The following is a 14,576-nucleotide window of genomic DNA, read 5'->3' on the forward strand; positions in this document are numbered from 1 at the left end:
CTTTCAGGGTAGCGGCTAGAAAGGGTGCCACAGGCGGTCGTCGCCCGCGCGGAGCGACGCCAGCCGGTGCTCCAGCTCCCGGTGCGCGCCCGGGTCACGGTGCGCGTTGCGCAGCACCGCGGTGAGCGTCTGCATCTCGCGCATGTCGCGCAGCACGGGGTACCCGTCCCACAGGGAGGCGTCGTAGCCGTACGCCCGGCAGAACGCGTCCCGCTGCGCACCGGTGAACCCGAACCTGGTGCCCTGCAACGTCGGGATCAGGTCGATCTCCCGCGGCCCCGCGCTCACCGAGTCCCAGTCGCACAGCAGCACCCGCCCGGATGCGCGGACCACGTTCCCCCGGTGGGCGTCACCGTGGATGAGCCCGTACGGCAGGGCGAAGGTGAGCTGTTCGTAGTAGGTTTCGGCGAGGGCGGAACAGCGGTCGAACAGCCAGCCCCGATCCGCCGCGCTCAGCACGCGACTGGCCTCGATCGCCCTGCGCACCGATCCGAAGGGGTCGTACACCGGCAGCTCGAAGGGGACCGGCGGCAGGTCGTGCAGCCGCCGGAGCATCGGGCCGAGGCATTCGGGCTCGGGCGGCTCCTGCTCGCCCGGGTCGCTCTCGTGGTGCCAGAAGGTCACCAGGAACCCCTCCGCGGCGACCGGCTGGCGTACCTCCAGCGGCCGGACCGTGGGATAGCCGTGCTCGGCGAGCCACCGGGTGACCCGCACGGAGGTGACCAGCCGGTCGTACTTGCCCGGCGTGGTCGCCTCGGCGAGGCGGACGACGACGCCATCCACCGGCAGCAAATAGACCGTGTTGGCGAAGGTGCGCAGCAGCGTGGCCCCCGCCGGGTCCAGGCCGCAGCTCCGGCAGGCCTGATCGAGCGCCGCGGCGACTCGGGGGATGACTGCGTCCCCTGCGGCGATCGTCATCGCCTGTTCCCTTCGGTCAGGGCCGGGGCGGCCTGCGGCAGCCCTACGGCGCAGAAACTCTCGATCTGGCGGGCCGTGCGCTCGCCGCCCGGGTGGGCCGCCAGCATCGAGCGCCCGTCGTCCAGCGTGGCGGCGAGGCTGCTGATCCGGCGTTCCGGCGGCAGTGCCAGCAGCGGGGCGACGGCCTGGTCGGCGCCCCCGGGGTCGTCCTCCAGCAGGTGGGCGATCACCAGGTGGGCCCTGGCCATCGCCTCGCACCCGTAGGAGCGGTTCTGGGCGTCGTCGCGGGCGTAGAGGTCCAGGGCGGTCAGGCCCTCCTCGATGGCCTTGGCGGAGTCGCCGAGGTGCAGCCGGGTGACGGAGGCGTAGTAGTGCTGTTTGGCCGGCAGGAAGGCGAACTCGCCGGCCATCTCGTCGTGCAGTTCGTCGCCCTCTCCGGCCGCCCTGGCGTCCTCGGCGCGGCGCAGCGACTCCAGGGCGTCGGTGCGGCGGGACAGCATCGCGCAGGCGCGGGCCCGTAACATGTGCAGGCGGACGCCTCCGGCGCCGGCGGACAGGTGCTCCAGGCCGTCCTCCGCGTAGCCGAGGGCGTCGTGGTAGCGGTCGTCCCAGAGCGCGACCTGCGACTGCATGCCGCGCGCCCAGCCCATCAGCGACGGGTGGCCCGCCACCCTGCCGTAGGTCCAGGCGGCCCTGGCGAGGGTGTCGGCGGGGATGCGGCGGCCGAGGTCCATGCTGACGTTGGCCATCAGCCCGCACAGCGCGCCGGTGAGGAAGTACAGCTCACTGGCCTGGCCGGGGTGGACGCGCCGGTCCAGCGCCTTGCGGGTGCGCTCCTGCAACGCGCGCATCTCCACGAACAGCGGCAGCGGCGACTCCCAGACGTACCGCCTGCCGACCCAGACCACCTCGGCGCGCAGCCGTTCCAGCGCCCCCGCGCCCAGCTCGCTCGTCTCGGCCTGCTCTGCGTGCGCGCCGGCCTCGTCGGCGGCCAGCGTGATCGGGTCGGGCTGCGGCGCCGAACGGGCGCGCAGGTGCTCGGGGGTGTAGTCGCGGGCGAAGCCGAGTTGCACGGGGCCGGTCTCGAACAGGCGGCACAGCAGGTCGGTGTACTCCCGGTCGGGCCGGGCGCCCGCCTCCCACTCCCGCCAGGAACGCTCGGTGAGGCCGCGCCGTTTGACGCCCTCCCGGTCGCACATGCCGTGGAAGCGCTCGATCGCCTCCTCCACGGTCCAGCCCTGCGCCAGCCGGAAGCACTTGAACCTGGACGCCTGCGGCCAGCAGGCGTGGATCTCCTCGGCGATCCGGTGGACCACCTCGGCGGTGGCCGGCAGGCCGTGCAGGTCGGCGAGGGCGCGCTCTCTGATGATCGTCGCAGCCGAGAGCACCGAACGGTCCGCGCGCCCTTCTGGACGGATGGATCGGGATGTCACCGGGCCTCCGGCGTGAAGGGGACGATCCTGCCGCCGTTGGTCAGCTGTGCTAGAAAGAGCTGCCCGCACAGACTGCTCGGACTGTCCGCGAACCATACCGTGGGCGGATCACCGGCCGCCGCGGCGGCCCACCGCCCGCCCCCGTAGACGATCCGGTAGTCCGGGAAGGCCGCGCGCAGCATTTCCAGCGCACGACCGGTCAGCGCAGCCTCCTGGCTCTCGTCGAGGAGAGTCGGTCGATCCGGCATCACGACTCCTCAGTCATCGCGTGTTCAGCCCCCGAACCGCTTTCGTTCCCAGGATGTTCGCTTTTCTGGGGAAACGGTAGTGAGAGCGGGGATCCGTACCCTGAGGATCGCTCTCATCCGGTCAGTAGGGCCGCTCCCGGATGTGAATCGCCTGGAGCAGGCCGATCGCCATCATGTTGGCGAAGGTCGCGGTGCCACCGTAGGAGACGAAGGGCAGCGGCAGGCCGGTGATGGGCATCATACCCACCGTCATGCCGATGTTCACGAAGGTCTGGAAACCCAGCCAGCACACCAGCGTGCCCGCGACGAGGGTGCCGAACCTGTCCTCGCACTGCTGGGCGATGCGCACCCCGCGCAGCAGCACGACGCCGAGCAGCGCCACCACGGTCACCGAGCCGAGGAAGCCGAACTCCTCCCCCGCCACGGTGAAGATGAAGTCGGTGTGCTGCTCGGGGACGAACCTGCCGGTGGTCTGGCCGCCCTCGAAGAGCCCCTTGCCGAAGATCTCGCCCGAGCCGATGGCGATCAGCGCCTGGGTGCTGTTGTAGCCGACGCCGCGCGGGTCGGTGGAGGGGGTGAGGAAGGCGGTGAACCGCTGCACCTGGTACGGCTCCAGCAGGTCGAGGAACCACACCGCCGCGGCGGCGGCCAGCGCGGCCAGCGCGAGCAGCACGACCAGGCGTTTGCGCACGCCGCCGATCACCAGGGCGCCCATCGTGATGACGACGAGGACCATCGCGGTACCGAGGTCGGGCTGGAGCAGCACCAGCCCGACGGCGATCCCGGTGGCCAGCAGCGCGAACACCACGTCGAGGCCGCGTGGCCGCCCGGTGCCCTCGACCGGCTGGGCCAGCAGCATCGCGAGCAGCAGCACCAGGCCGACCTTGGCGAACTCCGAGGGCTGCACGGCGAACCCGCCGCCGAGCACGATCCACGAGTGCGACCCGTTGATCGTGGAACCCACCGGGGTGATCACCAGCACCAGGCCGCCGAGGGTCACCAGGTAGATGATCGGCGCGTAGATGCGCAGCCAGCGGTGGTCCACCATCGCCGCGGCGCTCAGCAGCGCGGCCCCGATGGCGACGTTGAGCAGGTGCTTCTTGACCAGGCCGGTCGCGCCGGGCGCCCAGGTCCTGGTGGAGGACCACACCAGCATCGTGCCGATCACGCACAGCGCGGCGACCGCCACCAGCAGCACGCCGTCCATCCGCCAGACCGGGGAGGAGGGGTCCACCGCCCTGCGGGCGAGAGACCTTCTGCGCATGACCGATGCGCGGTCCATCTGGATCACTCGCCCACGGTCCCGTCCGGCTTGATCAGCGGCAGTCTCGTCGCCGGCCGCCGGTCGGGCAGCGCCGCCCGCGCCGGCACCGGCGCGGCGCCCGGCTGCGCGGGGGCGGCGGGCTGTGCCCCGAGGCCGAAGATCCCCTCGTAGATCTTCCGTACGGCGGGCGCCGCGGACGAACCGCCCATCCCGCCCTGCGAGATCATGACGACCACGACGAACTTCGGGTTGTTCGTCGGCGCGAAGGACGCGAACCAGGCGGTGTCCTCCTTGCCGTAGACCTCCGCGGTGCCGGTCTTGCCGCCGATCCGGACCTGGTCCATCGGCCAGCCGCCGAAGGCGCCGGCCGCGGTGCCGTCGGAGGGCACCTCGCTCAGCGCGTTCTTGATGTAGACGCGCTCCTTCCGGCTCAGCGGCAACTTGCCGCGCACCGGCGGCTCGATCCGCCTGACCAGCTTCCCGTCCGGGCGCATCAGGGCCCAGCCGACGCGCGGGCTGCGCACCTGGCCGTCGGTCACCAGCGCGGCGTAGGCGCTGGCCAGTTGCAGCGGCGTGACCAGCACGTCGCCCTGGCCGATGGAGAAGTTGGCCGCGTCACCGGCCCGCCACTGGTTGCCCTCCAGGCAGTTCTCGTAGGCCAGCCGTTTGAGGAAGGCGGCCCGGCTGGGGCTCTCCTTCTCCACCTCGGGGTAGCCGGTCTTGGCCCGTTTGCAGCTCGTGTCCTTGGTCGCGGTCCACAGCTCCTCCTTCCAGGCCCGGCCGGGGATCCGCCCGGACGACTCGCCGGGCAGGTCGATGCCGGTCCTGGTGCCGAAGCCGAACGCGCGCGCCATGGCGGCCATCGGCTCCTTGGCGGTCGGCTTGGGCTTGATGCCCCCGTCGCGCTGCCACTGCTCGTAGGCGGCCCGGTAGAAGATGGTGTCGCAGGACTTCACCAGCGCCGTGTGCAGCGTGAGCACGCCGAGGCCGATGCCGCGGAAGTTGTTGAACGGCCGGTTGCCGACCATGAAGGAGCCGGGGCAGTCGTACTTGCCGTTCAGCGGGTAGCCGTCGCGCAGCATCGCCGCCACCGATGAGATCTTGAACGTGGAGCCGGGCGCGAACTCGCCCTTGATGGCCCGCGACACCAGCGGCTTCCCCTTCGAACCGGACAGCAGCGCGGTGTACTCCTTCTCGGAGATGCCGCCGGTCCAGATGGCCGGGTTGTAGGAGGGGGCGCTGGCCAGGGCGAGGACCCTGCCGTTGCGCGGGTCGAGCACCACGCCCGCCGCGCCGTCCGCCCTGGGCGCCGACTTCATCGCGTCGGCGAGCGCCCGCTCCACGATGTGCTGCACCTTGGCGTCGATGCTGGTGATCAGCGTGTCCCCGGGCACCGGCGCGACCTGCTGCTCCACGCCGATGGCCTTGCCCAGCCGGTCCACCGCGACCCTGCGCAGCCCGGGCGTGCCGCGCAGCGCCTCGTCGTAGACCGACTCCAGGCCGTCGCGCCCCATCACGTCCACGCCGGAGAACGCCCCCTTGCCCAGCCCTTTGCGCCGGTCGAGCTCCTGCTGGGTGATCGGCTGGAGGTAGCCGAGCACCTGCGCGGCCGAGCTGCCCCAGGGATACTCCCGCACCGCCTGGATCTCGGCGGTCACCCCGGGGAACTCCTCCTGCCGTTCCAGGATCTGCAACGCCTGCCGGGTGGACACGTCGTCGTGGATCGGGATCGGCTGGTACGGCGAGCCCGGCCAGCAGGGCCGGGTCACGCCCGGGCCGCACGACCGGAGCCGCTGGCGCAGGTGCGCCACGGGTTCCTTGAGCACCGCGGAGAGCCGCCGGAGCACGGCCTCGCCGCGGTCGTTCAGCCGGACCAGCCGGGTGCGGTCCACCGACACCACCAGCGCCGTGCGGTTGCGCACCAGCGGGCGCCCGGCGGAGTCCAGGATCTGCCCGCGCACCGCGGGCACCACCACCGCCCGGGTCCTGGTCTCCGTGGCGGCCTCGACGAACTCGGGCCCGCGCATCACCTGGACCTGCCACAACCGGACGGCCAGTACGGCCAGCAGCGAGATGACCAGTATCTGCAACACGACCAGCCTGGCCCTCATCGACGCCATTCCCGTCCCCCGTTTTCCCCGCGACCCTTACCTGTGACGCCTAGCTGCGACGGCGTCTCATGTTCTGCTGCGCACGGCGAACCCGAGCCGCCGCCGTCTCACCGGACGCTCCCCGAGCAGGCGCACCACGGTCCACACCACCACCGGCGCCGCCACCAGGTTGTAGGCCATCGCGGCGGGAAGGGTGACCGCCAGGGACGACAGGCTGACCCGGGGGTCGCCGAGCAGCGCCCCGACGCAGAGCGCCAGCAGCGGCGCGCCCACGGCGCAGCCGATCACCACCGGCACCTGCGGCAGGCCCCGCTCCCCCGCCCGGCCCGCGGCGAACCCGACCGCGCACAGCACCAGCGCGTACTGTCCCACCGGATGCGCCGACGGCGGCATGACGTCGACCACCAGCCCGGCGAGGAACCCGATCACCGCCCCCTGCACGGCGGTGCGGAACAGCGCGCAGCCGACGACCACGAGCAACACCAGGTCCGGCCCCGCCTCCCACGGCAGGGGCAACCGGTTGACCACGATCACCTGCAGGAACATCGCCGCCAGGAGCAGCCCGGCCACGATCATTCGCCGTTCCCCTCTTCATAGCCGTACTCGCCGTCGTAGCCACCGGGCGCCCCGCCCCAATCCGAGGTGCCGCGCGACGGCCCGGCGTCGCCGCCGGGCGCCGAGTAAGGCCCGTTCGCGGGCCACCGCCCGCCGTCGTAGACGCCCTCGCCCCGCACCACCGGGTCACGGCCCCTGACCGGCTCGCGCACCGGGGCCTGCCCCCGGCTCTCGTCCCGTGCGGCGGGGCCGCCGAAGCCGGGGGTCTCGTAGGACCGGTCCCAGCCGCCGGTGCCCCGGCCCGTGTCGCGCCCGGTGCCCCGACCGGTGCCCCGACCAGTGTCCCGCCCCGGGTAGCCGCCGGGGCCGCGTTCCCGGCCGCGCGCCGCGGGAGGCTCGCCCGTGCCGGACGGGGCGGCGGGCGGCGTCAGCACACCGCCGGTGCTCCCGTCGGCGGCGGCCCGTTCCTCGCCGCGCGCGGCCTGCTTCTGTGCCGGGGTCCCGGTCCCGCGCTCCACCGGCTTCTTCGGCCGGGGCGGCAGCACCGCGTCCCGCGGATCGCGCGGCGGCCCGGCGACCACCACCCCGACCACGTCGAGCGCGCTCAGATCCGCGTACGGCCGGGCGTAGGCGGTCCTGGTCAGCTCGCCCGGCGTGGCCTCCACCCGCTCGATCACCCCGATCGGCACCCCGGGCACGTACGGCGAGCCGTTCTGGGAGCCGAAGCTGACGACCCGGGCGCCCGCGGTGAGCGGGGCGGTGGAGTCGAGCAGCCGGAACCGCACCAGGCCGCCCTCCTCGCCCACGCCGTTGACGACGCCGATCTCGTTCCCGCCCTCCAGTCGGGCGCCCGCCGACAACGCGGGATCGCTGAGCAGCACCACCGTGGAGGTGGACGTCCCGGCCCGCACCACCCTGCCGACCAGGCCCTGGCCGTTGAGGACGGTCATGTCGACGCGCACCCCGTCGGCCGTGCCGGCGTCGATCTCGGCCGCGTCCTCGAAGCCGGGGGTGCCCCGCCTGGCGATCACCTGCGCTGTCACGATCTTGTACTGTGCGGTGCCGGCCAGCCCGAGCAGGCGGCGCAGCTCCTCCGAGCGCTCCCGGTCCAGGCGCTGCGCGGCGAGCTGGCCCTTCAGCCGCTCGTTCTCCGCGCGCAGGTCACCGAGGAGGTCCTGGGCGCGCGGCGCGTCGGTGACGGTACGCCAGAGGTCGCCGAACGGGCGGATCACGGCCGCGCCCGCCCGCTCGACCGTGCCGAAGACCGACGAGCTCGCCCCGCGCAGCGCGCCGAGTGGCGACCCCACGCCCGCGCGGTGGTCCACCGTCATGAGCACCAGGGCCGTCGCGAGCAGGAGCCCCAGGACGAGCCGGGCCCGGCGGGTGTCACGCATCAGTGCCGTGGCTCCGGCACCAGCACCTGCTGCAGCGCCTCGAACTCCTCGACGCACTTGCCCGACCCGAGGGCGACGGAGTCGAGCGCGTTGTCCACCAGGTGGATCGGCATGCCCGTCTCGTCCCGCAGCCGCTCGTCCATGCCCTTCAGCAGCGCGCCGCCGCCGGTCAGCGCGATGCCCCGGTCCATCAGGTCGCCGGACAGCTCGGGCGGGCACTTGTCCAGCGTGGTCTTGACGGCGTCGACGATCGCGTTGACCGGCTCCTCCGTCGCCTTGCGGATCTCGTAGGCGGAGACCACGATCGTCTTCGGCAGGCCGCTGACCAGGTCGCGCCCGCGCACCTCCGCGTGGCTCTCCTCGTCCAGCGGGCAGGCCGAGCCGATCGCCATCTTGATCTCCTCGGCCGTGCGCTCGCCGAGCATCAGGGAGTATTCCTTCTTGGCGAAAGTGATGATCGCGTGGTCAAGCTCGTCGCCGCCGACCCTGATCGACTGGCTGGTGACGATGCCGCCCATGGAGATGATGGCCACCTCGGTGGTGCCGCCCCCGATGTCGACCACCATGTTCCCGGTCGGCTCGTGCACCGGCAGGCCGGCTCCGATGGCCGCGGCCATCGGCTCCTCCACGATGTAGACCTTGCGCGCGCCGGCCTGGTATCCGGCCTCCTTCACCGCGCGCTGCTCCACTCCGGTGATGCCGCTCGGCACCGCGATGATGATGCGCGGCTTGGCGAACCCACGCCGGCGGTGCACCCGCTGGATGAAGTAGCGCAGCATCCGCTCGGTCACCTCGAAGTCGGCGATGACACCGTCCTTGAGCGGGCGCACCGCGACGATGTTGCCGGGCGTCCGGCCGATCATGCGCTTGGCCTCGATGCCGACGGCCACGATCTTGCCGGTGGTGGTGTTGATCGCGACGACGGACGGCTCGTTCAGCACGATGCCCCGCCCCCGCACATAGACCAGCGTGTTGGCGGTGCCGAGATCCACCGCCATGTCGCGGCCGAGAAAAGCGAGCTTGCTACCCATGAGGAAGGAGGCCTTCCGTACGTCGTTCGCGAACAGTCACAGATCGCATTCGAATCGTAACGTGACGTACCCGCCCCATTGAGCAATGAGGCGTCCAGCCTCAGGAAAATCTTGTTGTCGCTTTCGCACCACCTGCCGGAACGCGAAAGAGGGGCGCCGGGAGACCGGCGCCCCTCTCAGGACGGTGTGGCACGCTCAGAAACGGTCCGGGAAGAAGATCTTGATCTCCCGGGCGGCCGACTCGGGCGAGTCGGAGCCGTGCACGACGTTCTCGCCGATCTCCAGGGCGTGGTCGCCGCGGATGGTGCCCGGCGCCGACTTCACCGGGTCGGTGGCGCCGGCCAGGGCGCGGAACGCCTCGACGGCCCGCGGGCCCTCCAGCACCAGCGCCACGAGCGGGCCGGAGGTGATGAAGTCGACCAGCTCGCCGAAGAACGGCTTCTCCGAGTGCTCGGCGTAGTGCGCCTTGGCGGTCTCCTCGTCCAGGGTGCGCAGGTCCATCGCCACGACCTTGAGGCCCTTGCGCTCGACGCGCGCGATCACGTCACCGATGAGCCCGCGCGCCACGCCATCGGGCTTGATCAGGACAAGAGTGCGCTCGGTCACTGGAGTTCTCCTTAGATGAAAGTCTCGCGAATGCGGATCGTCGCGCGAAGCTTACCGGGTTCGGCCCACCTGCTCGGCTTCCGCGCACGCTCAGCGCTCCTGGTGCCCGCCGTTCGGAGAACCCTCGGGCGACGGCGTGGGCGGCGGCACCGAGGGCAGCTCCGGGGCGGACGGCTGCCCCTCCCAGTCGGCGTCGTGCCCGGCGTCCTCGTCGTCGTCCTCCCCCGGCCACTCCGGCCCGGCGGGCCGGGGCACCTCGGGCACGCCGGACGCCGCCGCGTGCGTCCCCGGCGCGGACCTGCGGCGGCCCAGCACAGCGCCGAGAACGATCACGGCCACCAGGATGAAGCCGCCGGCCAGCGCCCACAGGTGCAGCGAGTCGACGAACGCGTCCACCATGGCCTGCGGGCTGCCCGCCGTACGGACCCGGGGGACCTGGATGCCCGAGCCGAGCAGGAAACCGGCCAGCATCGCCGGGAAGCACAGGGCGAGCGCGAACAGCGCGGCGCCGGTGCGCGCGGTGCGCAGGACCGCGGTGAGCGCGACCGCCGTACCCCCCGCCACCAGCGCGAACGGCAGGATCAGCGGACCCCCCTGCGGCACGGGCACGATCAACCGGACCGCGCACAGCCCGCCGACCACCGCGAGCAGCCCGAGGTACGGCAGGCGGCCGGACGACCGCTCGGGAACCCGCCCGGTCAGGATCGCGGCGACCGCCGCCACCGCCACCGCCACGCCGAACGGCAGCCACAGCCCCGACAGGCCGGGACCGCCGAGACCGCCGAGTTCCACGAACGTGACCTGGGCCGCGGTCGGCAGCACCACGACGCCCACCGCCACGAAGGCGTGCGCGGCGGGCCGGCCGCCCTCGCCCGCGGTGGCGCCGAGCGAGGCGAGCACGAGCAGCGCGACCACCGAGACGAGCGCGACGCCGTTCACCAGGTCGAAGGCCCAGTCGCCGGCGGCGCCCAGCGCGAGCAGCGCGATGCCGGCCGCGGGCGCGGCGGCGATCAGGAGCCGCCGCCGCTCGCCCGCCTCGGCCACGGGACGGTCATCGCCGCCGCCGGTCAGCCACAGCACCATGTAGACGGCGGCGAGCACGAGGGCGACGCCGGTCACCATCGGGTAGGGCTGGAGGGTGACCCGCCACGAGGTGACCTGGTCCAGCGGCCACAGCGCGAGCGCCTGCGCGGCCAGCAGGCCGGACGCGAGCGAGGCCGCCCACAGCGCCTTCAGCACCGGAGCGCGCCGCCACACGGCCATGAGACTGGCCGGGATCAGCAGGCCCGCCCCGACGCCGTGCACGACCCGCAGCACGCCCACCAGCGCCGCCGAGTCGGCGTACCCCCCGACGGCCTCGGCGACCGCGAGCAGGGCCAGGCCGCCGACGAGGACCGGCGCCGCGGGCAGCCGGAGCACGGCCCACGCGGCGAGCGGCACGGTCAGCACCATCGCCGGCAGGGCCAGGCCGTGCGCCTTGATCATGCCGGCGGCGGACAGGTCGGGCGGCAGCAGCCCGGCGACCACCGAGATGGTGTTGGGCACGGAGACGAGGGCGAGCGGCAGCAGCACCGCGATGAGCAGACCGAGAACGACGTCGCGCGCCAGGGAGACACGCAGTGCTCCGGAAACGCCCGCAGGACCGGTGGCCACCGTGGAGGAGGAATGAAGCGGAGGGACGGCCATGTCCGCCGACTTTAGCGGGAAGTCACGCCCTCGACACGGCGAGCGACGAATATCGCGGTAATCCACAGGGCCGTGAAGATCACCCCGAGGAAGAACATCGTGGGCACGAGGAACCCCGTGGCGATCACCAGCAGCTGGAGCACGCTGCCCGCGACGTAGGCGAACGGCCGCTTCAGCATGCCCGCGACCAGCACGCACAACACGGCGAGCCCGATGCCCACCGTGATCGCCACCGGTGGTTCCACCCCGCCCACGGCGATGGCCACCGGCGTGACCAGCCCCACGACGATCGCCTCCAGGCCGAGCACGGAGCTGCCCAGCCTGCGCATCCCGGGGGTGACCTCGAACTTCATCGCCGATCCGCCTTCAGTAGATGCCGCGCGTCACCGGCGGTGGCGACAGAGCCCGTGATCAGCACGCCGGTCCCGCTGAACTCCCCCTCCGCGTCGGCGAGGCCGATCGCGGTGTCGATCGCGTCGTCGAACCGCTCGACGAGACGCACCCGGTCCTCGCCGAACATGTCCTCGGCGATCTCGGCCAGCTCGGCGGCCGGCATGGCGCGCGGCGAGGAGTTGCGGGTGATCACGACCTCCTCCAGCACCGGCTCCAGCAGCTCGAGCAGGCCCTCGACGTCCTTGTCCGCCATGACCGACACGACGCCGATGACCTTGGCGAAGTCGAACGACTCGTACATCCCCTCGATCGTCGCGCGCATGCCGGCCGGGTTGTGCCCGGCGTCGACGAGCACGGTGGGGTCGCGCCGCACCACCTCCAGCCGGCCGGGCGAGGACGTCTCGGCGAACGCCTGCCGTACCAGCTCGATGTCCAGCGGGTCGTCGCCGCTGGTCAGAGCCTCGGCGGCGGCCAGCGCGCAGACCGCGTTGCTCGCCTGGTGGGCGCCGTAGAGCGGCAGGAAGACCTCTTCGTAGACGCCCTTGAGCCCGCGCAGGGTGAGCAGTTGCCCGCCCAGCGCCACCACCCGCTCCAGCACGCCGAACTCCAGGCCCTCCCTGGCCACCACCGCGCCGGTCTCGGCCGCGCGCCGCATCAGCACCTCGGCCGCCTCGATCTCCTGCTGGGCGATGACGGCGGTCGCGCCGGGCTTGATGATCCCGGCCTTCTCACCGGCGATCGTCGCCACGTCGGAGCCGAGGTAGGCCATGTGGTCGAGCGCCACCGGGGTGATCACGGCGACGGTGCCGTCCGCGACGTTCGTCGCGTCCCAGGTGCCCCCCATGCCGGTCTCCAGCACGGCGACGTCGGCCGGCGCGTCGGCGAACGCCACGAACGCCATCGCGGTCAGCACCTCGAAGAAGGACAGCCGCACGCCCTTCTGGTCGACCATCTCGACATAGGGCTCGATGTCCCGGTAGACCTCCACGAACCGGTCGGCGCTCAGCGGCACGCCGTCGACGCAGATCCGCTCGCGCATCGACTCGAACTCCGGGCTCGTGTACCGCCCCGTCCGCAGCCCCCTGGCCCGGAACAGCGAATCGACCATCCGCGCCACGCTGGACTTGCCGTTCGTCCCCGCGATGTGGACGACAGGGCAGGAACGCTGCGGCGAGGCCAGCATGTCGGTCAGCGCCGCGATCCTCTCCAGGGTGGGATCGATCTCCCACTCCACCCCGCGCCCGCGGATCAACGCTTCCACAGAAGCCAACTCGTGCTCAGACATCACCCGACCAGCTTAGGTCCCCGCCCCCGTCCCACCGCCCGCAAGCCCGTCCCGTCTGGCACTCGTCCCACCGCCCGCAAGCCCGCTCTCGCCCGGCACTAGACTCCGCGCGTGACCACGGATGCCGTCTTCTTCGCGGAGTGGGAGGCGCGGGCCCCCGGGGACCGGCGCAGCCTGGACCGGGCGCGCCACCTGCTCGCCCTCCTCGGCGTCGAGAGGGCTCCCGCCCCCGTGCTGACCGTGGTCGGCTCCAAGGGCAAGGGCACCGCGGCCACCTACGCCTCCGCCTGGCTCGCCGCCGCCGGCCGCACCGTCGTCACGGTGACCAGCCCCGCGCTGCGCGGCAACGCCGAACGCGTCCGGGTGAACGGCGCCCGGATCCCGGACGGCGAGCTGGCCCGCCTCGCCGGGCTCCTCGGCCGCGCGCTGAGCGAGATGCCGGGCGTCGAGACCATCCCGGGCTATCTGTCCCCGTCGGGCCTGTTCACCGTCGCCGGCATCCTGCACGCCGCGCGGGTGCGGGCGGACGCGATCGTGCTGGAGGCGGGCATGGGCGGCGGCGGGGACGAGGTCTCGTTGTTCCCGCCCGCGGTGGCCGGCCTGACGGAGATCTTCGCCGAGCACGTCGGCGTCCTCGGCGACACCACGGTGGACATCGCGCGGGAGAAGTCCTCGGTCGTCTCCGCCGGAACGCGGGCCGTGCTCACCCTCCCGCAGACCCCCGACGTGCTGGACGCCGTCAGGCGGACCGTCGCCGCCAGGGCGGGGATCGACGTGGAGGTGATGGACGCGGGGGTGGTGGACGCGGACGTGGTGAACCCGGTGGTGGTGGACGCGGGGGTGGACGTCGGCCGGGCGGGCATCCCGAACGGCCTGCTCCGGAACGGCTTGCCCCCGAACGGCCTGCTCCCGAGCGGCTTGCCCCTGGACGGCCTGCTCCCGCCGGCGTACGGCAGGCGGAACGCGCTGCTCGGCTGCGCCGCGGCCCGCCGCCTTCTGGAGATCCTCGGCGCGGCCCCGCCGGACGGCGAACGGCTCGCGCGGGTGCTCGGCTCGGTGACCCTGCCCGGCCGCCTGTCCACGCACCCGGTGCCCGGCCACGAGACGACAACCGTCCTGGTGGACTCGGCGATCAACCGGGAGGGTGTCGCGACCGCCCTGGCCGTAGCCCGCGCCCGCCACCGCGCGGTCGACCACGTCCTGCTCTGCCTCCCCGACCACAAGGACCTCCCGGGCGCGGTGGCCGAACTGGCCGGCCTCCCGGTCACCTTCGTACGGCTGGCGCTGGGGCATCTGAGTTTCTCCACCCCTCTTCCCGCGCACTGGAACGTCGTCGGCGAGGACGAGCTGACGCCCGGTCTCCTCGCCGGCCTGGGACGCGAGCTGGTCGCCCTGGGCACCGTGTACTTCACCGGGAAACTGCTCGACGTCCTCGACGCGCCCACCGACCGGCTCTTCATCCCAGACGCGTGAACCACCCCCACACGGAAAACTGCGCGGAGAAAAACTGTCGCGGAAGAAAACACCCCCCAGAACGCAGAAAAGGGCCGCCCCAAAGGGCGACCCTTTCCCACAGACAAAAATTGTCCGGCGGTGACCTACTCTCCCACACCGTCCCCAGTGCAGTACCATCGGCGCTGGAAGGCTTAACT

Annotated in this window: 13 protein-coding genes and 1 rRNA gene; 1 reads left to right on the forward strand and 13 read right to left on the reverse strand. The window is 72.6% G+C overall.

What is annotated here, in order from left to right; translation table 11 throughout:
* Positions 1 to 15 precede the first annotated feature (15 nt).
* The 12 genes from QSK26_RS40810 to QSK26_RS40865 all read right to left on the reverse strand — a co-directional run bounded on the left by QSK26_RS40810 (position 16) and on the right by QSK26_RS40865 (position 12,924).
* Complete coding sequence (locus QSK26_RS40810) at positions 16 to 918, reverse strand: phosphotransferase family protein (RefSeq protein WP_285780745.1); 903 nt, start codon at positions 916 to 918, stop codon at positions 16 to 18.
* On the reverse strand, positions 915 to 2,306 hold the full coding sequence (locus QSK26_RS40815) for an NsdA family TPR-like regulatory protein (RefSeq protein ID WP_285780746.1): 1,392 nt from the start codon (positions 2,304 to 2,306) through the stop codon (positions 915 to 917). The genes QSK26_RS40810 and QSK26_RS40815 overlap by 4 nt, the downstream gene beginning before the upstream one ends.
* Before the next feature lie 41 nt (positions 2,307 to 2,347).
* Positions 2,348 to 2,599 carry a hypothetical protein gene (locus tag QSK26_RS40820; protein ID WP_285780747.1) on the reverse strand — a complete coding sequence of 84 codons (252 nt, stop codon included), beginning with the start codon at positions 2,597 to 2,599 and terminating at the stop codon, positions 2,348 to 2,350.
* A 121-nt stretch (positions 2,600 to 2,720) separates the two neighbouring features.
* On the reverse strand, positions 2,721 to 3,863 hold the full coding sequence (rodA, locus tag QSK26_RS40825) for a rod shape-determining protein RodA (protein WP_285780748.1): 1,143 nt from the start codon (positions 3,861 to 3,863) through the stop codon (positions 2,721 to 2,723).
* Between the two features lie 23 nt (positions 3,864 to 3,886).
* The gene (gene mrdA, locus QSK26_RS40830) at positions 3,887 to 5,983 is read right to left on the reverse strand and encodes a penicillin-binding protein 2 (RefSeq protein ID WP_285780749.1); all 2,097 of its coding nucleotides are present in this window, start codon (positions 5,981 to 5,983) and stop codon (positions 3,887 to 3,889) included.
* 57 nt (positions 5,984 to 6,040) lie between these two features.
* Positions 6,041 to 6,550, reverse strand: a complete 510-nt coding sequence (gene mreD, locus QSK26_RS40835; protein ID WP_285780750.1) for a rod shape-determining protein MreD — start codon at positions 6,548 to 6,550, stop codon at positions 6,041 to 6,043.
* On the reverse strand, positions 6,547 to 7,923 hold the full coding sequence (gene mreC, locus QSK26_RS40840; protein ID WP_285780751.1) for a rod shape-determining protein MreC: 1,377 nt from the start codon (positions 7,921 to 7,923) through the stop codon (positions 6,547 to 6,549). Before mreC ends, mreD begins: the two co-directional genes overlap by 4 nt.
* On the reverse strand, positions 7,923 to 8,954 hold the full coding sequence (locus QSK26_RS40845; protein ID WP_285780752.1) for a rod shape-determining protein: 1,032 nt from the start codon (positions 8,952 to 8,954) through the stop codon (positions 7,923 to 7,925). Before QSK26_RS40845 ends, mreC begins: the two co-directional genes overlap by 1 nt.
* Before the next feature lie 195 nt (positions 8,955 to 9,149).
* The gene (gene ndk / locus QSK26_RS40850; protein ID WP_285780753.1) at positions 9,150 to 9,560 is read right to left on the reverse strand and encodes a nucleoside-diphosphate kinase; all 411 of its coding nucleotides are present in this window, start codon (positions 9,558 to 9,560) and stop codon (positions 9,150 to 9,152) included.
* Positions 9,561 to 9,650: 90 nt separating this feature from the next.
* Positions 9,651 to 11,246: a hypothetical protein gene (locus QSK26_RS40855; protein ID WP_285780754.1), complete on the reverse strand. Its 1,596-nt coding sequence runs from the start codon at positions 11,244 to 11,246 to the stop codon at positions 9,651 to 9,653.
* A gap of 11 nt (positions 11,247 to 11,257) precedes the next feature.
* Positions 11,258 to 11,599, reverse strand: coding sequence for a DUF4233 domain-containing protein (locus tag QSK26_RS40860; protein WP_285780755.1), 342 nt, complete (start codon positions 11,597 to 11,599; stop codon positions 11,258 to 11,260).
* Positions 11,596 to 12,924, reverse strand: coding sequence for a bifunctional folylpolyglutamate synthase/dihydrofolate synthase (locus tag QSK26_RS40865; RefSeq protein WP_285780757.1), 1,329 nt, complete (start codon positions 12,922 to 12,924; stop codon positions 11,596 to 11,598). The genes QSK26_RS40860 and QSK26_RS40865 overlap by 4 nt, the downstream gene beginning before the upstream one ends.
* A 111-nt stretch (positions 12,925 to 13,035) precedes the next feature.
* Here QSK26_RS40865 and QSK26_RS40870 point away from each other — a divergent pair, with 111 nt between their 5' ends.
* Positions 13,036 to 14,397, forward strand: a complete 1,362-nt coding sequence (locus QSK26_RS40870) for a folylpolyglutamate synthase/dihydrofolate synthase family protein (protein WP_285780756.1) — start codon at positions 13,036 to 13,038, stop codon at positions 14,395 to 14,397.
* 112 nt (positions 14,398 to 14,509) lie between these two features.
* Here QSK26_RS40870 and rrf read toward each other — a convergent pair.
* Positions 14,510 to 14,576, reverse strand: a 5S ribosomal RNA gene (rrf, locus tag QSK26_RS42205); the annotation flags it as partial.

The organism is Microtetraspora sp. NBRC 13810, assembly GCF_030268685.1.
GTDB lineage: Bacteria > Actinomycetota > Actinomycetes > Streptosporangiales > Streptosporangiaceae > BSRQ01.